We start from the raw sequence: 21712 nt of genomic DNA, 5'->3' as shown, positions 1-21712 counted from the left end.
TCGCTTTGAATTGATGGCCAAACCGGCGGCTTATCCAGCGAACATTTTGGGGGCGTGATCGAATAATCGACCCCACGCTTTGGTCTTTGCCGGGCCTGCCTTACTGGAAAGCAAGATGTCTGCTGTTGCTGAAGTCCCTCTCAATCCGCTCCCGATGCCCGCCCGCCCCAACTGGCTGCAGCGGCTGTCTACCCTTGACCGGGGACAGCGCTTGCGGCTGGGCGCGGGTGCCGCGCTGCTGGTGGCCGCTGCCGTGGCGGCCATTGTGTTGGGGCGCCAGCCGGACTACAAGGTGCTGTTTGCGAATCTGAACGACAAGGATGGGGGCGCCGTGGTGGCCCAGTTGTCGCAGATGAATGTGCCTTACAAGTACACCGAGGGTGGTGGCGCCATCCTGATCCCTGCTGACCGCGTGCATGACGTGCGCCTTCGCCTGGCCACCCAGGGCCTGCCCAAGGGCTCGGTGGCGGGTTTTGAGATCATGGAGTCGAGCAAGTTCGGCATGACGCAGTTCCAGGAGCGGCTAAATTTTCAGCGCGGCCTGGAGGGCGAGTTGACACGTTCCATTCAGGCGCTTTCATCGGTGCAGAGTGCACGCGTGCATCTGGCACTCCCCAATCAGAACGGGTTTTTCCGCGAGCAGCAAAAGCCGTCGGCGTCGGTGTTGGTGAGCCTTTATCCCGGGCGGGGGCTCGATCGCGCTCAATTGGCGGGCATCGTGCACCTGGTGGCCTCCAGTGTGCCAGAGCTGGCCCCATCGGCCGTCAGCGTGCTGGACGATACGGGCAAGTTGCTGTCGCAGACTCCAGACAATGGCAGCACCGAGGTAAATGCGCAGCAGCTTTTGTATGTGCAGCGGCTTGAGCAGCAGTACACGCGCCGCATCATGGATATTCTGGAGCCCGTGGTGGGCCGCGACAACGTCAAGGCGCAGGTGACGGCCGAAGTGGATTTCACGCAGACGGATTCCACCTCCGAACAATTTCGCCCCAACCAGACGCCTGACACCAGCGCTGTGCGCAGTCAGCAGGTGCTGGAAAACCGGGGCAGCATCGGCAAAGGGCCTGCAGGCGTTCCTGGCGCGGTCAGCAACCAGCCACCGGCACCCTCTACGGCCCCCATCAACGGCGCCAACCCCGTACCGACTGCGGCGGGCCAGCCGCAGGGCACCGAGGAGCAAATCAATAAACGCGAGGCAACCACTAACTACGAGGTGGACAAAACGGTGCGCGTGACCCGCGGCAGCACCGGCGTTGTCAAGCGCCTGAGCGCTGCCGTGGTGGTGAACTACCAGTCCGCCGAAGACAAGGGCAAGACGGTGACCAAGGCGCTCACCCCTGAGCAGGTGGAGCAGATGACGGCGCTGGTGCGCGAAACCATCGGCTTCAACCGCGAGCGGGGCGATTCGGTGAATCTCATGAATACGCCGTTCCAGGTGGCGGTGGCCCCATCGACGGATCTGCCGCTGTGGAAGCAGCCCGAGATGGTGGACTTGGCCAAGACTTTTGCATGGCCTGTGGGTGCCGTGCTGTTTGCCGCCATCGTGTTGTTGGGCTTGGTGCGGCCTGCCCTGAAGGGCTCGGCGCCAGCCAAGGCGACGGCGGTTCCGGTGGCGGGGGGGCAACTGGATGCGCTTGAAGCCGACATGCCCGAACGCGCGGCCCTGCCTGCCCCGGGTAAAAAGGATGAGCTGGTGCCGGCAACCCCCGAGCAGTTGCGCCTGGAAGATGCGCGTGTGCTCGCCAAGGAGAATCCGGTGGCGGTGGCGAACATCCTCAAAACCTGGCTGAACGGCGAACCTGTTTAACCGCACATTGCACGGACCTTCTATGGACGACCAAGGCCTTCATGACGCCGCCATCATGCTGATGTCCCTCGGCGAAGAGGAGGCGGCCGAAGTATTCAAGCATTTCTCACCCAAGGAGGTGCAAAAGCTGGGCGAAACCATCGCACGCATGCGGTCGGTGTCGCGCGAGAAGGTGGACGAAGTCATCAACAAGTTCTCGAACGCGGCTGCCGCGCAGAGCCTGCTGGTCTCGGACACGGGCAACTATGTGCGTGCGGTGCTCAGGCGCGCACTGGGCGACGACAAGGCGGGCCTGCTGATTGACCGCATTTTGCAAGGTGGGGATGTCTCGGGCATTGAGAGTCTCAAGTGGATGGACCCGCTTTCTGTGGCGGAATTGCTGCGCAATGAGCATCCGCAGATTGTTGCGGCCATTTTGGTGCACCTCGATAGCGATCAGGCGTCAGCCATTCTGATGCACCTCACGGACCGCCAGCGCAGCGAGATCTTGCTGCGCGTGGCGACGCTGGAAGGTATTCAACCCACCGCCCTCAAAGACCTCAATGAGGTGCTTTTCAAGGTGTTGGCGGGCGGCGACAAGATTCGCAAGAGCTCTCTGGGGGGCGTCAAGGCCGCCGCAGAAATCATCAACATGCTGGGCGGCAACATGGACGCCATGGTCCTGGAGTCCATTCGCGGGTACGACCCCGAACTGGCGCAAAAGATCATGGACAAGATGTTCGTGTTCGACGACGTGCTCAAGCTGGACGACAAGGCGATCCAGACGGTGCTCAAGGAAGTGGCCTCCGAAACCCTTATCGTGGCGCTCAAGGGCGCGGTCCCGGAGCTGCGCGAGAAGTTCCTGTCTAACATGTCTTCGCGTGCGGCCGAAGCTCTGCGCGAAGACCTCGAATCGCGCGGCCCTATGCGGCTGTCCGAGGTCGAGGCCCAGCAAAAGGAAATCCTCAAGACTGTGCGCCGCTTGTCCGATGAGGGCCAGATCATGATTGGAGGCGGTGGTGATGATGCCTTCGTCTAACCAGCGTTCTTATTCGCGGTTCATACCCAGCGAAGAGGTCGGCGACTTCACGCAGTGGAAGTTTGGCGCGGTGGATGGCTCGGATCTTGTCGAGCCATTGCCAGAGCCTGAGGCCGAACCTGTCGTCGAAATACCCGCAGAAATTGACGAGGCAGCGCAGCAGGCCCTGGTTCAACAAGCCTGCGACGATGCTTACGCGGAGGGATTTACCCAGGGGCAGGCAGAAACGACGCTCGAATGGCAGCGGCGGCTGGATGAATACATTGCCACGCAAGGGCAAGAGTCGGCGCGCCGCCTGCAGGAGGTTTTTCAGACGTTTGATGCAAGCCTGATCGACCTGCAGCAGCACATGGCGCAACAGGTGCTGGAACTCGCCTGCGACATTGCCCGCCAGGTGGTTCGCCAAGAGCTCTCGGTCAACCCCAACCCTTTGCAGCCCGTGGTCCGGGAGGCTGTGGGCATGCTGGTGACGGAAGGGCGGCCTGCCACGGTGCGGTTGAACCCTGTCGACCTGGATGCCATGGCGGCGCCATTGCGTGAAGAGGTGGATGTCCCCGGCATCCAGTGGGTGGCGGACAGCGCGGTTCCTGAAGGTGGTTGCATCGTGGAATCGGCTGGAACGGTGGTCGATGGCAGTCTCGACAAGCGGTGGCAGCGCGCCATTGCGGCGCTGGGCCTGGATTCTCCATGGAACGAAGGGGATGCCGGTGACCGTTGAGACACCCTCCGCCTGGACGCGTTTCATGGACGACGCTCGTGCCCGTGTGTCTGAGGGTGCTGCGCTGGAGACGCGCGGCACGCTCACGCGGTTGACGGGCCTGGTACTGGAGGCCGCAGGGATCCGTGTTCCCGTGGGGTCTCAATGCATGGTTCAGATGCCTGGACAAGAGCCTATCCTGGCTGAGGTGGTGGGCTTCTCGGCGGATCGCGCCTTCTTGATGCCGGCGGGCGACATCCATGGTCTTTCCAGCGGTGCCAGCGTGACACCGGCCGCGCCTTATGTCCCCGTCCCCCGCCTTGGCGAAGTTTCGCGCCCCGTTCAACGTGCGGGTGTGCTGCGGCTGCCGATGGGAGATGGACTGCTGGGGCGTGTGGTGGACGCACAAGGTGTGCCGCTGGACCATGGCGGGCCGGTGCAGGATGTCGTGTCCGAACCCATGGGGCGCAGACAGATCAACGCGATGGACCGTGATCCGGTGCGCGAGCCGCTCGATACGGGTGTGCGTGCCATCAATGCCTTGCTGACCGTGGGGCGCGGACAGCGCCTGGGGTTGTTTGCCGGCTCTGGGGTGGGCAAGAGCGTCTTGCTGGGAATGATGGCGCGGTACACCCGTGCCGACGTGATTGTGGTGGGACTCATTGGCGAGCGAGGGCGCGAAGTCAAAGAGTTCGTGGAAGACATCTTGGGGGAAGAGGGGCGCGCACGCTCTGTGGTGGTGGCCGCGCCCGCCGACGCACCACCGTTGTTGCGCATGCAAGGGGCGGCTTACGCAACGGCCGTGGCCGAGCATTTTCGCGATAAGGGGCAGCATGTGTTGTTGCTCATGGACTCGCTCACGCGCTATGCAATGGCCCAGCGAGAAATTGCGCTGGCCATTGGCGAGCCGCCAGCCACCAAGGGCTACCCGCCGTCGTGTTTTGCCAAGCTGCCGCAGTTGGTGGAGCGCAGTGGTAACGGGCTGCATGGAGTGGGGTCGATCACGGCGTTCTACACCGTGCTGTCGGAAGGCGATGATCAGCAGGATCCGATCGCCGATGCGGCGCGCGCTATTTTGGACGGGCACATCGTGTTGTCGCGGGCGCTGGCGGAGACAGGGCATTTCCCGGCCATCGACATCGAGCAGTCTGCGTCACGGGTCATGCACAACGTGGTGTCCCGCGGGCACTTCGATCTGGCCAGGCGTTTTCGTGCCACCTATTCGCGGTATCAGAAGAGCCGCGATCTGGTGCAAGTGGGCGCGTATATGAGTGGTTCAGACCCTGCCCTTGACGAAGCGATCCGCTTGCAGCCCCAAATGGAGGTTTTTTTGCAGCAGGATATGTTTGATGCCGCTTCGATGGACCAGAGCGTGACGGCCATGGCCTCCGTGCTGAACCATTAAAGCTCGGGAGCCATTTGCCATGTCCAACCTGAACGCGCTTTCTGTGGCCATCGAGGCTGCTACCCGCAAGCGGGACGACGCCCGCAAAGTGGTGCAGGCGGCGTTGGCTGCGCAACAGGCGGCGCGGGCGCAGCTCCACCAACTGGATGATTACGCCCGTGAAACTGAGGCGCGGTGGGGTGTGAGGGCGGACGCGACACTACAGCCTGAAGTGATGTACCACCACTACCAGTTCATGGATCGATTGGGGCACGCGTCCGGCATTCAGACCGGTGTGGTAAGTGACCAGTCCGCAAGGGTCGACGCCGCCCAAAGTGCGTTGCTGCAGGCGGAGCTTCGGCTTTCCAGTTTGCGCAAGGTCATTGAAAAGCGGCGCCATGACCTGGAGTTGCAGCAGATGCGCAGAGACCAGAAACAGACCGACGAACGGGCTGCGCTGCAGTACCGTGGTGCAGGCCAAGGCTCTCAAGGCCAGGAGTATTGATCATGGAACCGACAAAAATTTCCGGCTCTCAAAATAACCAGTCAACCCAAGCCACGCGTGCGAAGTCACCCACGCAGCAACAAGGGGTGTCGGACTCTGGCAACGAAGCGGCTGCGAGTGGTTTCCTTGCCTTGCTGGCGGCGATGGGCGATGCGTCGGGGGACGGTGCTGTGCTGGCCGCACCGGACGCAGCGGTGATGCCCGCAGATTTGATGACGGATGTACCGGCGGGTGGCGCAGATGCTTCTGCTGTGGCGGCTTGGCATGGTTTATTCGGCGCAGCCACGAATGACGGCGCACTGGGTGCGGCGGGTGGTGCAGTCGGGGATGCCGCATCAGCAGGCTCATTCGGTGCGGCGGGCGGGAGTATTGGGTCGATGTTGGGCGGGCTTGCGGCCGACGGGCGAAGCCAGGGGCTGGTGGCAGAGACGATGAAGCTCGACACATCGGCAGACCTCAAGGATGGGCAACCCCTTGGTGCGACGACGGGGTTTGCTCGTGCCTTTTCTCGCCTTCAGGGCGCGCAGGCGCAAAGAGCGGGTGTGGGCGGGGCACTGGACACATCGGCCGTGCAGGTTGTTTCTGGCGAGTCGTTGCAGCACCGAGTCGGCGGACACGCAACCACCGCAGCCCTTGTTCAGTCGATGAATGAGCGTGTGTCGCCCGGTGCGCAACATATGACCGCTGCAGCCGAGCGGGTGGGGAACGCTCTGGGCGTGCCGGTAGGGGCTGAATTGACTGGGGCGTTGGTTGCCGGTGCCTTGGCCTCCCCGGCGTCAAACCATGGTGCGGGTTCTTCAGGTGAAAGCCGCGCGGGCGAAGGCCACCCCGGCGCCAATGCAGGGTCTGAAGCGGGCTCGGCGCCCGCGACGCCAGAGACTGGCGGTGTGGATAACGCACAGACCTTCTCTGATGCAAACCCGATGGGTACCGAAGAACAGGTCGCGGACCAGGTGGCCTACTGGGTCAATCAGAAGACACAGAGCGCCGAGATGACGCTCAATCGGGATGGCCAGCCCGTCGAGGTTTCGGTTTCGTTGTCGGGCAATGAAGCGCATGTTTCCTTCCGCAGTGACCAGGCGGAAACGCGCGCGTTGCTGGACCAGAGCATGGCGCAATTGAGCGATCTGCTGCGCAGCGAGGGGCTTGTGCTGTCCGGCATGTCGGTGGGTACGTCAGCTCAAGGAGGCTCTGGTGCAAGCGGTGAAGGTGGTCAATCTGGCGGCCGCGAGGGGGCTCGCCATGCACAGGTTGTATCGAAGGCGCCGGCCGGCTCATCATCGCTTGTTCGGGGGGCGGTTGCCTCGGAGCGGGCCGTTGATATTTTTGTGTAGCCCTCGGGCGTGTGGCGTCCCTCTGTGGTGGCCGGTTTGGATAGAGCCCCTGAATACAGCTTGAGCGCGCTGACTGCCATGGTTTTGGGCTTTTATTCTGGCTATTATTGGTCGGCATCCCCTCCAATAATGGGCTCACTGGTTCTACCTGCGTTTCATAAGTGCTGGTAGGGCTTGTGCCCAATCCCAAGGAACACCATCGTGTCAGTCCCTACTCCCGCAGCCGCCGCTCCCGCCAAAAGCAAGAAGATGCTTTTGATCATCATTGGCGTTGTGCTTCTGCTGGTGATTGGCGGCGGTGCAGCCGCGTGGTTCGTGGCGAGCCGGTCGCATGCTGACGAAGAAGATGCTGGGGGACACACGGCCCGCAAGGAGGCCCCCAAAGCGGCTCCCACCTTCCTGCCGTTGGAAAACATGGTGGTAAACCTTGCGGATCCGGGCGGTGACCGCTTTGCCCAGGTTGGTATCACGCTGGAGCTGGACGATGCCAAGACGGCAGAGCAGGTGAAGGTGTATCTGCCGACCATCCGCAGCGGCATCTTGATGTTGGTGTCACAACGCACATCCGCAGAGCTGTTGCAGCGTGAGGGTAAAGAGAAGCTCGCGAACGACATTGTGCGAGAAGTGTCGCGTCCGCTGGGCTATTCGGTCCCCTCCGCCAAGGCCCGGGCTGCAGCCGCAGCAGCCGAGGATGGCGGCGAGGATCCGGAAGAGCGTCCCGCAAAGAAAAAGGTGGAGCGCAACCCTGTGCAACGGGTGCTTTTTTCCAGTTTCATCATCCAATGAGCGGGGCAAGGATCGACCATGAGTGATTCATTTCTTTCGCAGGAAGAGGTTGATGCCCTCTTGGAGGGGGTTACTGGTGAGAGCCAGAAGTCTGTCGAGGAAGTGGCAGAGGCCGGATCCGTTCGCAACTACGACATCTCAAGCCAGGAGCGCATTGTTCGTGGCCGCATGCCGACGATGGAAATCGTCAACGAAAGGTTTGCGCGCAACTTTCGCATCGGGCTCTTCAACTTCATCCGCCGTAGCCCCGAGATATCCGTTGGCACTGTTTCTGTGCAGCGCTACAGCGCATTTCTGCGCGAACTGGCTGTGCCCACCAATTTCAACATCGTGGCAATCCGCCCATTGCGCGGCAGTGGGCTCATTGTGTGTGAGCCATCGTTGGTGTTTGGCATCATCGACACGCTCTATGGCGGGGTAGGCAAATTCCAGACCCGGATTGAAGGAAGAGACTTTTCACCCACCGAGCAGCGGGTGATCAATCGTTTGGTGGACGTGATCTGTGCCGAATACAAAAAGGCATGGCAGGGTATTTATCCGTTGGATCTGGAGTACCAGCGCTCGGAAATGCAGCCTCAGTTTGCGAACATTGCGACGCCTAGTGAAATTGTGGTTTCCACCGCGTTTCAGCTGGAGATTGGCGACTTGTCAGGGGCGATTCATATTTGTATGCCCTATGCGACCCTGGAGCCCATACGCGATGTGTTGTATTCGTCCACACAAGGCGACTCCATTGAGGTGGATCGCCGCTGGGTGCGTGTTCTAACCCGCGAGATTCAGGCGGCGGAAGTCACCTTGGTGGCAGAGTTGGCCCGCGCCGACGCGACGGTGGAGCAATTGCTGGCCATGAAGCCCGGTGACTTTATTGAACTGGATCGTGAGCCGCGTATTCGGGCCTCGATCGGTGGGGTCCCTATTTTTGAATGCCAGTACGGGACCCACAATTCCAAATATGCCATTCGTATCGAAGAATGTCTGCGAAATTCCGACATGAGCTGGCTGGGAGAGAAAGATGTCAACTGAAGAAGACAACAAGAGTGATGCCGCCGAAGATCCCTTTGCGGGTTGGGCCGAGGCGCTGGAAGAGCAAAAGAGTACCGATGGAAAACCGGGAGACGCCGAGCAGGGCGGGCCACTGTCCGGTGAGCCTGCACGGCCTTTTTCTGCGGGGGCAGACGGAACGGTCAATGACATCAATATGGTGTTGGACATTCCTGTCCAGCTATCTGTTGAGTTGGGGCGCACCAAAGTGCCCATCAAATACATCCTCCAGTTGGCACAGGGCTCGGTGGTGGAGCTTGACGCCCTCGCTGGGGAGCCCATGGATGTGCTCGTGAACGGATATCTCATCGCACAAGGCGAGGTGGTGGTCGTCAACGACAAGTTCGGTATCCGGCTCACCGATGTGGTGACTCCATCTGAACGCCTGCGGCGAGTCAGCCGTGGATAGTGCAAGCATGACCCAGACCTTGGTTGTGGTCGTGCTTTTTGTGGGCGCGATGGCCACGTTGCCATGGCTGGTTCGCAGATTGCAGCAGCGCCGTGCGGTGGGGGGCGCGGCGGGGGGCAGTACTTCACGGGTTTTGTCTGCCGTAGCCGTTGGCCCGCAGCAGCGGGTCGTGACGGTGGAGGTAGGGCCGGAGCATGCACGGGCCTTTTTGATTCTTGGGGTGACTGCACAGCAGATCAATTGCCTGCATGTGCTGCCCGCCGGGTCAGCCCAAGCACCCACGGGGGCCTCCTTGTCATCGGGTGGTGCTTCATTTTCACGTGAGATCGCAACGGCGATTGGTTCGACAGAGAAGTCTTCTGATGGCTGACACATCGCAGTGGCTCCAGGGCGCACGACTGAAAACTTTTGGGAAATGGGTGGCCGCGGCGGCAGTGGCGATGTTCGTGCAGGCACCCGCTTTTGCTCAGGCCGCCGGCTCCTTGCCGCTGATTGTTGGCAGTGGGGCATCTGGCGCCAGCTATTCCGTGCCCATCCAGACGTTGTTGTTCTTCACCGCGCTGTCGTTTTTGCCCGCAGTGCTGTTGATGATGACGGGCTTCACCCGCATCGTGATTGTGTTGTCTCTTCTGCGCCAAGCTATTGGCACGCAGTCAGCACCGCCTAACCAGGTCATCGTCGGCCTTTCGCTGTTTCTCACTTTTTTTGTGATGGGACCGACCCTTGATCGGGTGTATCAGGACGCTTATGTTCCCTACACCAACAACACCATTTCTTTTGAGCAGGCGCTGGACAAGGCTGAGGCGCCCATGCGCAGCTTCATGCTCAAACAAACCCGGCAGTCTGACTTTGCATTGTTTTCGCGGCTTGCACGCCTTGATCCCAGCGTGACCGCTGAAACAGCCCCCATCCGTGTTTTGGTGCCTGCTTTTGTCACGAGCGAGTTGAAGTCTGCCTTTCAGATCGGGTTCATGATATTTATCCCATTTCTCGTGATAGACATGGTGGTATCGAGCATTCTCATGTCGTTGGGCATGATGATGCTGTCCCCTGTTCTGGTGGCGCTGCCCTTCAAATTGATGTTGTTTGTGTTGGCGGATGGCTGGAATTTGCTGATGGGATCGCTCGCAGCAAGCTTCGTAACCTGAAGGAATTGGCGATGACTTCACAAATGGTGCTGACCATTGGGCGTGATGCCCTGACGCTGCTGCTGATGATTTCGATGCCAGTGCTCGGGGTGGTCATGGGTGTGGGCTTGATCGTAAGCATCTTTCAAGCGGTGACCCAGATCCACGAGGCCACCTTGGCTTTTGTCCCCAAACTGATTGCCGCGATGGTGGTTTTTGCCATTGCCGGGCCATGGATGCTGAGTACGCTGGTGGATTTCATCCGCCGGACCATTGAGTCCATCCCATCAATGATTGGATAGCGACGTGCTTTTCTCGGGCTGGGTGGGTTCTTTGCGGTCAGTGATGGGCATGCATCGCTTTTTTCTCTTGACCTCCACTTATCGCCTGGCACCTTTGTGAGGAATGCGTGATCACATTTTCCGAGGCACAGATCATGGCGTGGCTTTCACCCATCCTCTGGCCGTTTCTGAGAGTGCTCGCACTGTTTTCAGTGGTTCCCGTGTTATCGATGCGAGTCATTCCGACGCGCGTAAAAATCGGTCTCGCGTTTCTGGTGGCTTTGTGTGCACAGGGCGTGCTGGTCGATCAACCGGTTATCAATGTCAACGGCCGCGAAGCGTTGGGCGCCGTTGCGCAGCAGGTCGCAGTGGGCATCGCTATCGGGTTTGCCGTGCGCTTGGTGTTCACTTCCGTCGAGTTGGCAGGCGAGATCATCGGTCTGCAGATGGGGCTCAACTTTGCGTCGTTCTTTGACCCTGCTTCCAATGCGCAGATCAGTGCCGTTGCCCGATTTTTTGGCTATATGTCGATGCTGCTTTTTATCGTCATCAATGGGCATTTGCTCGTCTTGATGGCGGTGGTCAAGAGTTTTGAAAAATTTCCCGTGAATGGCAATTTTTTACAGGCGCTGGGTCAAATGCGGCTTTTTGAATTGGGGTCATCCCTGTTTTCCAGTGCGCTTTGGATCGCGATGCCCATGATTGCGCTTCTGCTCTTCGTGAATCTGACCATGGGTATTATTTCCAGGGTTGCTCCGCAAATGAATATTTATGCGGTGGGTTTTCCCGTCACGCTGACAGTGGGCATGTTGGGCATCGCGGCGACGCTGCCCATGCTGGAGCAGCCCGTGATTGCGCTCATGCAGCAGGCCGTCGATTTGTTTGCTGTCGGACGGTAAGGCCGCTCTCAGACCAACTGGTTTCGGATGGCGTAGACCGTTAACTCAGCGTTGTTCGACAATTTCAATTTTTCCAGCACGCGCGATCGATACACGCTGACCGTCTTGGGGCTGAGCATCAACTCTTCGGCTATATCCGATAGCCGCCGGCCCGAAGCTATCTTCACAAGCGTTTGTAATTCCCGTTCTGAAAGCGCTGTGTGCGGCGCTTCCGGCGTGGGTTGCGCCAAGCTGTCTGCCAGCATTTGTGCGACTTCGGCGGTGAGGTATTTACGTCCCTGCATGACGGTGCGCACTGCTGAAATCAGCTCTACAGGATCTCCCGCCTTGTTTGCGTAGCCTTGGGCTCCGGCCTTCAGACACCGTAGCGCGTACTGGTCTTCTGGGTACATGGAGACCACCAGCACTTTGATGGTCGAATGCGTTTCCCGCAGGCTGGCGAGTACTTCCAGGCCACTGCGGCCCGGCATATTCAGGTCGAGCAGCAATACATCACATTCAATGCTGCGAAGCACTTCCCGCAGTTCCGAGTATCCACTCGCTTCTCCGGTGACTTGAATGTCTGGCGCATCGGCCAGTGTGTCGCGTATTCCTCGTCGTAAGACCGCATGGTCATCGCACAAGACCACGTGAATCACTGCGCATCTCCTTGGGCTGGTGGTGATGCAGATAGTAGCGGTACAGACAGGATCACCGAAGTCCCCTTGCCCGGCCTGCTGCTGATGTCGAGCCAGCCGTCCACGGTGCGCGCGCGCTCCTGCAGCCCCTTGAGGCCGAAAGCCTTGGGCTTGTCGAGCATTTCTGGGGCGATACCCCGGCCGTTATCTGCAATCTCAAGGGTGAGCACGTTTTCTCTGTCGGAGAGCTCGATGTTTACCTGACTGGATTGGGCGTGTTTTGAGATATTGGTCAGCGCTTCTTGAGCGGTGCGATAGGCCACCAACTGAACCGCAGGGGGCGTGCTGATCGTGTCGCTGCTGCTCTGAACGCGGGTGGGCACTCCCGTGCGTCGCTCAAACCCGCTTGCAAGCCACTGGACCGCAGCGACAAGCCCTTGCTCAAGAATCGGCGGCCGCAAATTCATCATGATGCGTTGGCTGGCGCCAATAGCATGCTGAAGCATGTCGGAGGCAGACGCTGCATGGTTTTGCATGGCTGGGTCGGTGCTGTGTCTTCCGATCCACGCTACGTCAAACCGCACTGCAGTGAGTGCACCGCCAATGTCATCGTGGATTTCGCGTGCAATGGACGCGCGTTCTTGCTCTATGGACGTTTGCAGATGCGCTGCCAATTCAGCCAGACGCCTCTGGGAGGCTGCCAATTGCGCAACGGCTTGCTCTCTTGCTCGCCGTGCCTCATGAACTTCCAGGGCCCGTCCGATCACATGGGGAAGGCGACGGATATCGTCTTTCAGCAGATAGTCCGCTACCCCAAGACGCATGGCGTCCACGGCTGCAGCTTCCCCAATAGCGCCGGATAACAGAATAAATGGTGGGTGTTGCGGCTTTTTCGCAACATACGACCAGGCATCAAGTGCTGTAAATCCTGGCAGGCGGTAGTCTGCCAGGATGAGATCGAATGAATCGGTAGTGGTCAGGCGCTGGAATTCTTCCAGCGTGTCCACCTGCTGAAGGTGACAAAGCAGCCCTGATCGCCGAAGCGTCAACGCTGCCAACTGGTGATCGGCCTGCGAATCTTCGAGATGCAGGATCTCAAGGGTCTGGTCTGATGTTGCAATGACCATAGGAGCGCTATCATAGGATACAAATTGGAACAAACAGGGATGTCTGTCCGGTTGGGATGGTGTCAGCGCGGGCGTTCAATGGGCGCGGGCGTTACGGTATGCGCAAGAGCGGGGTGTTTTTGCTGCATGTATCGTGGTTCTATGTTTTTGCGTGCTTTGCTGCTGCTTGCTGCGATGGAGAAACGATGCAATCTACGCTAACAACGTCTGGGGGACCTGCAGTTCAGGTCCCCGTCATGGTTGCTGCGGAACTGCAGGATTCTTTGCTGGTCGTGATGCACGACCTGCATCGGTTGGAGGGGTTGCTGAACCACGCTACCGACAATTTGTTGGAACGATTTGGTGAGGCCAACGCAGTTTTGACCGACGCTGTCGTGTCCGATTCCCCTGAGCTTATTGCAGCCAGGGCTGCATTGCGTAACGCCGTCACGGAGCTTCAATTTCAGGACATGGCATCTCAGTTGATCTGGCACACAACGAAGGTGCTGCAAGGTTGTGCATTTCGCCTGGCCTCGGAAGCCATGGGAAATGAAGAAGGCGAAGAGGCTGCTCCTTTCGCCGAAATGGCGCCTGACAGGCCAAACCCTGTCACGCAAAGCGAAATGGACGCGGGTTCTGTGGATCTGTTTTAGCGTTCACACCACTGGTTACCCTATATATTCAAGTCAGTTGGAGCCTTACATGCAATCGATTCTTGCCGTAGATGATTCACCTTCCATGCGGAAAATGGTGTCGTTCACCCTGACGGGGGCGGGCTATAACGTGGTGGAGGCAGTGGATGGGCAGGATGCCCTTGAGAAAGCTGAGACGCACAACATCGATCTGGTGCTGGCGGATCAGAACATGCCCCGGCTCGACGGCATTGGGCTGACCCGCAAGTTGCGCGAACACCCCAAGTTCAAGACCATTCCCATTCTTATCCTCACCACGGAGTCGAGCGACCAAATGAAGCAGGCCGGGCGCTCGGCCGGTGCGACGGGTTGGCTGGTCAAGCCCTTCGACCCCAATCGGCTGATCGAAGTCATTCAGAAAGTGATCCGCTGAGTCGGGTTGGCTGACATCATCAAGTACACAGGAGCCCACCATGGCGGAAACTTACCAAGAAGGATCGGGCGCAGGCGCTGACTTCGACCTGAGCCAGTTCTATCAGATCTTTTTTGAGGAAGCGGGCGAGAACCTTGACCAGATGGAGCAAATGTTGCTCGATCTGGATTTGAGCGACGCCGACGACGAAGAGCTCAATGGCATCTTCCGCTGCGCCCATTCCATCAAGGGTGGTTCTGCAACGTTCGGGTTTTCGGACGTCGCCGAATTGACGCACCAGATGGAATCCTTGCTGGATCGCCTGCGTCGGCATGAATTGCAGCCTATCCCGCAGATGGTTGATGTTCTGCTCGAATCTGCAGATGCATCGCGCAGCCTGCTGGCCAGGCACCAGGCGGGCGGTCAGGGCGAGGCGGTTTCCACGACTTCGTTGGTGCAGCGCATCAGCGAGTTGGCTGCCGGCCAAGTGCCCGACGATGCACCCGCTCTGGCGGCCCCTCCTCCAACAGCTCCGGCTCCGGTGGCCGTCGCTCCCAAAGCCATGGCTGTACCTGGCGCGGCCAGCCTGACGCGTCAGCTTGAAATTCAGATTGGTCCTCTGGACCGCCCTGACCAAGCGGACGCCATCAAAGAACTGTTTCGAGACATTCCTGGGCTGGGCGCGATTCGCGACCTCACGAGCTCCCAGTCGAATGTGCGCGTTTTTGGCGTGGAGACCACTTCCACCAACGACGACCTGCTCGATCTGTTTGCTTTTCACGTGTCCAAAGACCAAGTGGTTATTCGTGATGCCGGGGGCGTCGTCGGTGATGCGTCGCAGGCCGCGTTGGATGATGATGCCTTGCTGGCGGTGGATGCATCAGGGGTTGACGCGCCGTACGGCTTCTTCGACGAAGCGCCGGGTGCTCCGCACGTCAATGCCTCGCCGGCCGTGCCCCAAGCTGCCGTGCTTGCCCCTAAGGTTGTTGCTCCCAAAGCAGCCGAGCCAAAGGCCGCTATGCAGGCGCAAATGGAATCCACAACCATTCGCGTAGATGTCAAAAAAGTGGATCAACTCATCAATCTGGTGGGTGAGTTGGTGATCACGCAGGCCATGTTGGCCCAGAACAGCCGGGGACTGGACGCGGGCGCCTATCAGCAGTTGTTGGCCGGACTTGCCGACCTTGATCGCAATACGCGTGATCTTCAAGAGTCGGTGATGTCGATTCGCATGATTCCGATGTCGATTGTGTTCAGTCGATTCCCACGAATGCTGCGTGATTTGGCCAACAAGCTTGGCAAGAAGGTTGACTTGGTGACGTTGGGTGAGGCGACCGAGCTTGACAAGGGCCTGGTGGAGAAGATTACCGATCCGCTGACTCACTTGGTGCGCAACAGCTGCGATCATGGTGTTGAGATGCCTGCAGAACGGCTGGCCAAGGGGAAACCAGAGCATGGGACCATTACATTGTCGGCGTCCCACCAGGGCGGCTCGATCGTGATCGAGGTTCGTGATGACGGCAAGGGCCTGTCGCGCGAGAAGATTCTCAGCAAGGCGCAGGAGCGCGGTCTCGACGTTTCCGAACAGATGAGTGACGCTGAGGTCTGGCAGCTGATTTTTGCGCCGGGGTTCTCCACGGCTGACGAAGTGACGGATGTTTCCGGCCGTGGCGTGGGTATGGATGTGGTCAAGCGCAACATTGCCGCACTCAATGGTTCGGTCGAGATCGACTCCGCTGAGGGCTACGGAATGAAGGTTTCCGTGCGTTTGCCTCTTACGCTCGCGATCATGGACGGCATGTCTGTGGGAGTGGGGGAGGAGGTCTATATCCTTCCGCTGTCGTCTGTGGTGGAGTCGTTCCAGGTCAACGGAGAAGATGTCAGCACCGTGGCGCAGGGATCGCAGCTGGTGAAGGTGCGCGACGAATATATGCCGGTGATCGCCTTGGAAAAGATCTTCCAGGTGCCGCGTTTCGATCTCAACAAATCCAGCAACATCATGGTGGTGGTCGAGGCCGATGGCAGCCGTGTCGCACTGCTCGTTGATGAACTGCTGGGGCAGCATCAGGTGGTGGTCAAGAACCTTGAGTCGAACTATCGAAAGGTCCCCAACGTGTCTGGTGCCACCATTCTTGGCGACGGAACCGTGGCGTTGATTTTGGACACTGGCGGGCTGGTCCGCCGTGCACGCCACTAGATTCATGCGCTGGAGCCCGATGGGCTTGGCGCTGTCATGAAAGGAGAATTCACCATGAGTGTGATTGGTAAAACAGTAGATGCTGCACCTGTGGGTGCGCGGGAATACCTCACCTTCCGCCTCGATCAAGAGGAATACGGCATTGATATTCTGAAGGTTCAGGAAATCCGAGGCTATGAGCCGCCGACGCGCATAGCCAATGCCCCTGATTTCATTAAGGGTGTGGTCAATCTGCGTGGAACGATTGTTCCCATCGTGGATATGCGCATCAAATTCAATTGCGCACAAGCAGATTACAACAATTTCACCGTTGTCATTATTCTGAATCTGCGGCAGCGTGTGGTCGGCATCGTGGTGGATTCTGTCAGTGACGTGATGGAGTTGACGCCTGAGAGCATCCGCTCTGCGCCCGACATTGAAAGCACCATTGACAACAGCTGCATTCTTGGGTTGGGCTCGGTCGGTGAGAGGATGCTCATATTGCTGGACATTGAGAAGCTCATGTCGAGCGTCGATATGGGGTTGGTCACGGCGGGCGATTAGAGATATCGCTTATTACCGTAGGTGGCTGGCATATATCAGGTCGCAGGCGCAGCTTAGAGATTTTCGGAGCGAACTGAATTTCCTTTTTGAATGATCAATATGGCCCAGCCCATTAGCGTTTCTTTGTCGACCACCCAGCCTCCCCCTTCTTCCAGGGCGGACCCGACTTACGCTGCGGCTGGCGCCCCCTCAGGCCCCTTGGCACAGGGGCGTGAGTTTGTCTGGACAAATGCCGATTTTGCGCGGGTTCAGGCGTTGATTTACCAGCGCGCAGGCATCAGCCTGCATGATGGAAAACACGCCATGGTTTACAGCCGACTGTCGCGGCGATTGCGCGATACCGGCCACACGAGTTTTCACGAGTACCTGGGGTGGCTGGAAAACCATGATGGGCCAGAGTGGCAGGAGTTTGTGAATGCTCTGACCACCAACCTCACCGCTTTCTTTCGCGAGCAGCATCATTTTGAGATATTTGCTTCGCACCTGCGTACGCGGCCGACCGCCAACTGGCGTGTTTGGTGCAATGCCGCTTCAACGGGCGAGGAACCTTATTCCATCGTCATGACGGCTTTCGAAGCGCTGGGTACCAATGCGTCTTTCAAACTGACGGCAAGTGATATTGATTCGCGCGTGTTGGCCACGGCGGCGCAAGGCGTCTATCGTCTGGACGGGTTGAAAGGTATTGCGCCAGAGAGGCTGCAAAAGTTCTTTTTAAAGGGGAAGGGGGGGAATTCGGGCATGGTCCGTATCAAACCCGAACTCAGGCGAGTCATCGATTTCATGAGTGTCAACCTGATTCGTGATGACTGGCCTTTTAAAGAGCCATTTGATGTGGTCTTCTGCCGTAACGTCATGATCTATTTCGACGCCCCAACACAAAGAAAAGTCCTGGAGAGAATCCACCGGGTGCTGAAACCGGGTGGCATGCTGTTTGTAGGGCACGCCGAAAACTTCAGCGAATCCCGAGATCTGTTTACTTTGCGTGGCAAGACGGTGTACGAACGCCGTTGACCTGTCCATGTTGTCTTGCAAGAAGCGCCCATGACCAACATTCAAACAGGCACGACGTCCACAACAGCTACCGCTGCGTCCGGTTCCTTTGAGCGTCGCCGTGCCCCCCGCATTGCGCCCCTGAGTGCTGACATCTATGGATCGGGCGGGGGGGCGGTGCGAGAGTCTTCATTGCAAGAACTCAAGGCCCGAAATCGCAAGCCCGGAGAGGCGTCTTTTTTCTATCTGGACCATCATTTTCAGCACAACGCCGTCAAGGTTCTGCCGGGAGAGTATTTCGTGGCAGATGAAAACATGGTCATCATGACGGTGTTGGGATCATGCATCGCCGCTTGCCTTTGGGACAGCCGTTCGCGCATCGGTGGCATGAACCATTTCATGCTCCCTGATGGCGACCTGGCCGATGCATCTGGGCGCTATGGCTCGTATGCCATGGAGTTACTGATCAACGAAATGATGAAACTGGGCGCTCGCAGGGAAACCATGCAAGCCAAGATTTTCGGAGGCGCGCAGGTGATGCACAACTTCACGACCATGAACGTGGGCGAGCGCAATACGAACTTCGTTTTGAATTACCTCCATATGGAGCGCATCCCCATCATCTCTGAAGACGTGCTCGACATTTATCCGCGCAAGGTGGTGTTTTTCCCGGTGACCGGAAAGGCCATGGTCAAGCGTCTTGCCCATGCACATCCCGAGACGCTTGTGGCGCAGGATGCACGAGGCAATGCGGCTACGGTGGCCAAGACCACCGCCGGCGGATCCGTGGATCTATTTTGAGGAAGGCTCGAATTAATGAGTAAAAAAATTCGGGTGGTCGTGGTCGATGATTCGGCGCTGGTCCGTAGTCTGCTGGCCGAGATCATCAATCGGCAGCGTGATATGGAATGTATTGGCACGGCCAACGACCCGTTGGTTGCCCGCGAGATGATCCGCGAGCTCAATCCAGATGTGATCACATTAGATGTCGAGATGCCGCGCATGGATGGAATCGACTTCCTGGGGCGTCTGATGCGGTTGCGTCCGATGCCGGTCGTCATGATCTCCACGCTGACCGAGCGGGGGGCCGAGGTCACGATGAAGGCGTTAGAACTCGGCGCTGTGGATTTTGTGGCGAAACCTCGCGTGGGGCTTGCGAATGGGTTGAATGATTTGGCGGCGCAGATCGTGGACAAAATCCGCGTCGCGGCAGTGGCGCAGGTCCGTCGTGCGCCAGCCCGGGATGCCTCGACAGCCGGTGGTGCCGCTGGTGCGGCTGCTTCCAAGCCCGCCTCCGCTCTTTTAGGTCGTCTTTCCACCGAAAAGCTCATCTGCATCGGTGCGTCCACGGGGGGCACGGAAGCGATTAAGGAAGTGCTTGTCCAGATGCCCGCCGACTCGCCCGCCATTGTGATCACCCAGCACATGCCTCCTGGTTTCACCACCAGCTTTGCTGCGCGCCTGAACGGCCTTTGCCAGATCACGGTCAAGGAGGCTGTGAACGGAGAGCGCATATTGCCGGGCCATGCCTACATAGCGCCAGGAGGGATGCAGTTCCATGTCGCGCGAAGCGGTGCGAATTACGTCGCGGTCGTGGACGACGGGCCTCCCGTCAATCGCCACAAGCCGTCGGTCGAGGTGTTGTTCAAGTCGGCCGCTGCCGTGGTGGGGCGCAACGCTTTCGGCATCATGCTCACCGGCATGGGTAATGATGGCGCCGTTGCGATGCGTGAGATGAAGGATGCGGGTAGCTACAACTATGTGCAAGATGAGGCGAGCTGCATTGTGTTTGGCATGCCGCGTGAAGCGATTGCCCATGGCGCCGCCGACGAGGTGTTGCCGTTGGGGCAGATCGCGACGGCGCTGATCCAGCGCCTGCGAGGTGCCACGGATCGTTTGCACCATCGCATTTAACCTGCGAGCAGCAAAGATGCTGAGGGTGGGGGGGTTGCGCTCCATCAGTCTCTCCCCACACCTCCTGCCGCCGCCGTCTATTTTTATCAGCTCAAGCCGATAGGGCTGTCCAGCGTTCCAGTGCCGCCATGAGCTCTTCGTCAATAGCGGATGCTCGCGCGATCATTTCCCCTGCTCGCACAGGGTCTGAGCGGTACAGCGTTCCGTCCGCCAAAGCGCCTTGCAGCGTTTGTTGCTCGGCTTCCAGGGCGGCGATCTGCGCCGGAAGCTGATCGAGTTCACGTTGATCTTTATAGCTCAGCTTCTTTTTTGATAGCTGCTCAGGATTATTGGACGGGCGTTGTGGCTCATTTTGATCTGTAGCCTTTGCTGCGATGGCTTTCTCTTTCTGTAGGGCGGAAACGGCAGTTGCTTCAAGTGCCTTGCTGCGTTTGGATTGCAGAAGCCAGTCTTGCACGCCACCTTCGTATTCGCGCCAGAGCCCATTGCCTTCGGCCGCGATCGTGCTGGTGACTACATTGTCGAGAAAAGTACGGTCGTGGCTGACCAGAAACACCGTGCCTTCATAGGCCTCCAAGAGTTCCTCCAGCAGATCCAGCGTGTCTATATCAAGATCGTTGGTCGGTTCGTCCAGTACAAGGACATTGGCGGGACGGGCAAACAGTCGAGCGAGGAGAAGCCGGTTGCGTTCACCTCCTGACAAGGAGCGAACGGGAGAGTGCGCGCGTGATGGGGAAAAGAGGAAGTCGCTTAAGTAGCTCTTCACATGCTTGCGCTGATTGCCGATTTCGATCCATTCACTACCCGGGCTAATGAAGTCTTCCAGTGTGGCATCGAGGTTCACTGCATGACGCATCTGGTCAAAGTACGCCACCTGCAGGTTAGCTCCCTGGCGAATCGTGCCCGTGTCTGCTTCTAACTCTCCCAAGATCATTTTGAGCAAAGTGGTCTTGCCCGCGCCATTAGGGCCAATCAAACCGACCTTGTCTCCGCGAAGAATCGTGCCCGTGAAGTTGCGAACAATAGTTTTGTCGCCAAACGATTTGCTGACGCCAGTGAGTTCGGCGACGATCTTTCCCTGATAGCCATTTCCGCTGCCGGTGGCTACATCCATGCGCACACTTCCCACCACGTCGCGGCGGGCTTCTCTGCGTGCGCGCAGGTGTTCCAGTCGGCTGATGCGGCTTTGGCTGCGTGTGCGGCGAGCCTCCACACCCTTTCGAATCCAGACCTCTTCCTGCGCGAGAAGCTTGTCGGCCTTGGCGGCAACCACGGCTTCTTGGGCCAGTTGATCTTCTTTCTGGATCAGATATTGGGCAAAATTGCCGGGATAAGAGCGCAGTTGCCCGCGATCCAGCTCAACGATTCGGGTAGCAATGCGATCCAGAAACGAGCGATCGTGGGTGATGGTGACAACACTGCCGGGAAAATCCAGCAGAAGGTCTTCGAGCCACTCAATCGAATCGAGGTCAAGGTGGTTGGTTGGCTCGTCAAGCAGCAGCACATCGGGGCGTGCCACCAAGGCTTGCGCCAAGGCAACCCGTTTCTTGGTTCCGCCGGAAAGCGTCCCAATCACCATTTCTGGCTCCAGATGCAGGCGGTGCAGCGTCTCTTCAACCCGCTGCTCCCAGTTCCATGCGTCATACGCTTCTATCTCCGACTGCAGGGCATCCAGATCCAACCCGTCGGCACCCGACAGATATTGATCTCGGATGGCAATCACTCTCTGAAGTCCCTCGGAGGCAGCTTTGAAAACGGTGGCTGACGCATCAAGCGAAGGTTCCTGCGCCACAAACGCGATACGAACCCCTTGTTGCATCTGCAGCGAGCCATCGTCTGGCTTTGCGAAGCCACCCAAGATTTTGAGCAGAGAGGATTTGCCTGCCCCATTGCGGCCGATCAAGCCAACGCGTTCCGCCGTCTCCAGGGAAAATCCTGCGTGGTCTAGCAGAGCGACGTGCCCAAAAGCGAGTTGAGCGTCCAGTAAGGTGATAAGTGCCATATGAGTGCAAT

The 21712-nt window shown here is 58.7% G+C and carries 23 protein-coding genes; 20 read left to right on the top strand and 3 right to left on the bottom strand.

Features of this window, described 5'->3' with window-relative positions; genetic code table 11:
- Positions 1–115: 115 nt before the first annotated feature.
- The 13 genes from fliF (at position 116) to fliR (ending at position 11288) form a co-directional block, all read left to right on the top strand.
- Entirely contained in the window at positions 116–1807 is a 1692-nt protein-coding gene (gene fliF / locus KI609_RS20020; protein WP_226445287.1) for a flagellar basal-body MS-ring/collar protein FliF, read from the top strand.
- Between the two features lie 22 nt (positions 1808–1829).
- Positions 1830–2825 (top strand): flagellar motor switch protein FliG, encoded by a 996-nt coding sequence (gene fliG, locus KI609_RS20015; protein ID WP_226445286.1) that lies wholly within the window; start codon positions 1830–1832, stop codon positions 2823–2825.
- Positions 2809–3543 (top strand): flagellar assembly protein FliH, encoded by a 735-nt coding sequence (locus KI609_RS20010; protein WP_226445285.1) that lies wholly within the window; start codon positions 2809–2811, stop codon positions 3541–3543. Before fliG ends, KI609_RS20010 begins: the two co-directional genes overlap by 17 nt.
- Before the next feature lie 25 nt (positions 3544–3568).
- Entirely contained in the window at positions 3569–4927 is a 1359-nt protein-coding gene (gene fliI, locus KI609_RS20005) for a flagellar protein export ATPase FliI (protein ID WP_226445284.1), read from the top strand.
- Positions 4928–4946: 19 nt separating this feature from the next.
- Positions 4947–5411, top strand: a complete 465-nt coding sequence (fliJ, locus tag KI609_RS20000; RefSeq protein ID WP_226445283.1) for a flagellar export protein FliJ — start codon at positions 4947–4949, stop codon at positions 5409–5411.
- A gap of 2 nt (positions 5412–5413) precedes the next feature.
- Entirely contained in the window at positions 5414–6745 is a 1332-nt protein-coding gene (locus KI609_RS19995; RefSeq protein ID WP_226445282.1) for a flagellar hook-length control protein FliK, read from the top strand.
- A 249-nt stretch (positions 6746–6994) separates the two neighbouring features.
- On the top strand, positions 6995–7531 hold the full coding sequence (gene fliL / locus KI609_RS19990; RefSeq protein ID WP_226445281.1) for a flagellar basal body-associated protein FliL: 537 nt from the start codon (positions 6995–6997) through the stop codon (positions 7529–7531).
- Positions 7532–7549: 18 nt separating this feature from the next.
- A complete protein-coding gene (gene fliM / locus KI609_RS19985) occupies positions 7550–8554 on the top strand; it encodes a flagellar motor switch protein FliM (RefSeq protein ID WP_226445280.1) in 1005 nt (334 codons plus the stop codon).
- The gene (gene fliN, locus KI609_RS19980; RefSeq protein WP_226445279.1) at positions 8544–8981 is read left to right on the top strand and encodes a flagellar motor switch protein FliN; all 438 of its coding nucleotides are present in this window, start codon (positions 8544–8546) and stop codon (positions 8979–8981) included. Before fliM ends, fliN begins: the two co-directional genes overlap by 11 nt.
- 7 nt (positions 8982–8988) lie before the next feature.
- On the top strand, positions 8989–9351 hold the full coding sequence (locus KI609_RS19975) for a FliO/MopB family protein (RefSeq protein ID WP_226445278.1): 363 nt from the start codon (positions 8989–8991) through the stop codon (positions 9349–9351).
- A 70-nt stretch (positions 9352–9421) separates the two neighbouring features.
- On the top strand, positions 9422–10129 hold the full coding sequence (fliP, locus tag KI609_RS19970) for a flagellar type III secretion system pore protein FliP (RefSeq protein ID WP_226450551.1): 708 nt from the start codon (positions 9422–9424) through the stop codon (positions 10127–10129).
- An 11-nt stretch (positions 10130–10140) separates the two neighbouring features.
- Positions 10141–10410: a flagellar biosynthesis protein FliQ gene (gene fliQ, locus KI609_RS19965; protein WP_226445277.1), complete on the top strand. Its 270-nt coding sequence runs from the start codon at positions 10141–10143 to the stop codon at positions 10408–10410.
- Positions 10411–10517: 107 nt separating this feature from the next.
- Positions 10518–11288 (top strand): flagellar biosynthetic protein FliR, encoded by a 771-nt coding sequence (fliR, locus tag KI609_RS19960; protein WP_226445276.1) that lies wholly within the window; start codon positions 10518–10520, stop codon positions 11286–11288.
- An 8-nt stretch (positions 11289–11296) separates the two neighbouring features.
- Here fliR and KI609_RS19955 read toward each other — a convergent pair whose 3' ends face one another.
- Positions 11297–11926, bottom strand: coding sequence for a response regulator transcription factor (locus KI609_RS19955; RefSeq protein WP_226445275.1), 630 nt, complete (start codon positions 11924–11926; stop codon positions 11297–11299).
- Positions 11923–13032, bottom strand: coding sequence for an ATP-binding protein (locus KI609_RS19950; protein ID WP_226445274.1), 1110 nt, complete (start codon positions 13030–13032; stop codon positions 11923–11925). The genes KI609_RS19955 and KI609_RS19950 overlap by 4 nt, the downstream gene beginning before the upstream one ends.
- A gap of 185 nt (positions 13033–13217) precedes the next feature.
- On the opposite strand from KI609_RS19950, the gene KI609_RS19945 reads away from it, so the two are divergent.
- The 7 genes from KI609_RS19945 to KI609_RS19915 all read left to right on the top strand — a co-directional run bounded on the left by KI609_RS19945 (position 13218) and on the right by KI609_RS19915 (position 19699).
- Entirely contained in the window at positions 13218–13664 is a 447-nt protein-coding gene (locus KI609_RS19945; RefSeq protein WP_226450550.1) for a hypothetical protein, read from the top strand.
- Between the two features lie 49 nt (positions 13665–13713).
- On the top strand, positions 13714–14076 hold the full coding sequence (locus KI609_RS19940) for a response regulator (protein WP_226445273.1): 363 nt from the start codon (positions 13714–13716) through the stop codon (positions 14074–14076).
- Positions 14077–14116: 40 nt separating this feature from the next.
- Complete coding sequence (locus KI609_RS19935) at positions 14117–16252, top strand: chemotaxis protein CheW (RefSeq protein WP_226445272.1); 2136 nt, start codon at positions 14117–14119, stop codon at positions 16250–16252.
- A gap of 54 nt (positions 16253–16306) precedes the next feature.
- A complete protein-coding gene (locus KI609_RS19930; protein WP_226445271.1) occupies positions 16307–16795 on the top strand; it encodes a chemotaxis protein CheW in 489 nt (162 codons plus the stop codon).
- Positions 16796–16894: 99 nt separating this feature from the next.
- Positions 16895–17806 carry a CheR family methyltransferase gene (locus KI609_RS19925; protein ID WP_226450548.1) on the top strand — a complete coding sequence of 304 codons (912 nt, stop codon included), beginning with the start codon at positions 16895–16897 and terminating at the stop codon, positions 17804–17806.
- Positions 17807–17836: 30 nt separating this feature from the next.
- Entirely contained in the window at positions 17837–18586 is a 750-nt protein-coding gene (gene cheD / locus KI609_RS19920) for a chemoreceptor glutamine deamidase CheD (RefSeq protein WP_226445270.1), read from the top strand.
- A 15-nt stretch (positions 18587–18601) separates the two neighbouring features.
- Positions 18602–19699: a protein-glutamate methylesterase/protein-glutamine glutaminase gene (locus KI609_RS19915; RefSeq protein WP_226445269.1), complete on the top strand. Its 1098-nt coding sequence runs from the start codon at positions 18602–18604 to the stop codon at positions 19697–19699.
- A gap of 91 nt (positions 19700–19790) precedes the next feature.
- Here KI609_RS19915 and KI609_RS19910 read toward each other — a convergent pair whose 3' ends face one another.
- Complete coding sequence (locus KI609_RS19910; RefSeq protein WP_226445268.1) at positions 19791–21701, bottom strand: ATP-binding cassette domain-containing protein; 1911 nt, start codon at positions 21699–21701, stop codon at positions 19791–19793.
- Between the last annotated feature and the right edge of the window lie 11 nt (positions 21702–21712).

It is taken from the genome of Acidovorax radicis, assembly GCF_020510705.1.
Lineage (GTDB): Bacteria > Pseudomonadota > Gammaproteobacteria > Burkholderiales > Burkholderiaceae_C > Acidovorax > Acidovorax radicis_A.
Note: the sequence above shows the minus strand (reverse complement) of the source record. Positions and strands in the feature narration are given on the sequence as shown.

Coding starts and splice junctions, on each gene's coding strand:
- fliF (WP_226445287.1), top strand. CDS start 116: ATGTCTGCTGTTGCTGAAGTCCCTCTCAATCCGCTCCCGATGCCCGCC.
- fliG (WP_226445286.1), top strand. CDS start 1,830: ATGGACGACCAAGGCCTTCATGACGCCGCCATCATGCTGATGTCCCTC.
- KI609_RS20010 (WP_226445285.1), top strand. CDS start 2,809: ATGATGCCTTCGTCTAACCAGCGTTCTTATTCGCGGTTCATACCCAGC.
- fliI (WP_226445284.1), top strand. CDS start 3,569: ATGGACGACGCTCGTGCCCGTGTGTCTGAGGGTGCTGCGCTGGAGACG.
- fliJ (WP_226445283.1), top strand. CDS start 4,947: ATGTCCAACCTGAACGCGCTTTCTGTGGCCATCGAGGCTGCTACCCGC.
- KI609_RS19995 (WP_226445282.1), top strand. CDS start 5,414: ATGGAACCGACAAAAATTTCCGGCTCTCAAAATAACCAGTCAACCCAA.
- fliL (WP_226445281.1), top strand. CDS start 6,995: ATGCTTTTGATCATCATTGGCGTTGTGCTTCTGCTGGTGATTGGCGGC.
- fliM (WP_226445280.1), top strand. CDS start 7,550: ATGAGTGATTCATTTCTTTCGCAGGAAGAGGTTGATGCCCTCTTGGAG.
- fliN (WP_226445279.1), top strand. CDS start 8,544: ATGTCAACTGAAGAAGACAACAAGAGTGATGCCGCCGAAGATCCCTTT.
- KI609_RS19975 (WP_226445278.1), top strand. CDS start 8,989: ATGACCCAGACCTTGGTTGTGGTCGTGCTTTTTGTGGGCGCGATGGCC.
- fliP (WP_226450551.1), top strand. CDS start 9,422: ATGTTCGTGCAGGCACCCGCTTTTGCTCAGGCCGCCGGCTCCTTGCCG.
- fliQ (WP_226445277.1), top strand. CDS start 10,141: ATGACTTCACAAATGGTGCTGACCATTGGGCGTGATGCCCTGACGCTG.
- KI609_RS19950 (WP_226445274.1), bottom strand. CDS start 13,032: ATGGTCATTGCAACATCAGACCAGACCCTTGAGATCCTGCATCTCGAA.
- KI609_RS19945 (WP_226450550.1), top strand. CDS start 13,218: ATGCAATCTACGCTAACAACGTCTGGGGGACCTGCAGTTCAGGTCCCC.
- KI609_RS19940 (WP_226445273.1), top strand. CDS start 13,714: ATGCAATCGATTCTTGCCGTAGATGATTCACCTTCCATGCGGAAAATG.
- KI609_RS19935 (WP_226445272.1), top strand. CDS start 14,117: ATGGCGGAAACTTACCAAGAAGGATCGGGCGCAGGCGCTGACTTCGAC.
- KI609_RS19930 (WP_226445271.1), top strand. CDS start 16,307: ATGAGTGTGATTGGTAAAACAGTAGATGCTGCACCTGTGGGTGCGCGG.
- KI609_RS19925 (WP_226450548.1), top strand. CDS start 16,895: ATGGCCCAGCCCATTAGCGTTTCTTTGTCGACCACCCAGCCTCCCCCT.
- cheD (WP_226445270.1), top strand. CDS start 17,837: ATGACCAACATTCAAACAGGCACGACGTCCACAACAGCTACCGCTGCG.
- KI609_RS19915 (WP_226445269.1), top strand. CDS start 18,602: ATGAGTAAAAAAATTCGGGTGGTCGTGGTCGATGATTCGGCGCTGGTC.
- KI609_RS19910 (WP_226445268.1), bottom strand. CDS start 21,701: ATGGCACTTATCACCTTACTGGACGCTCAACTCGCTTTTGGGCACGTC.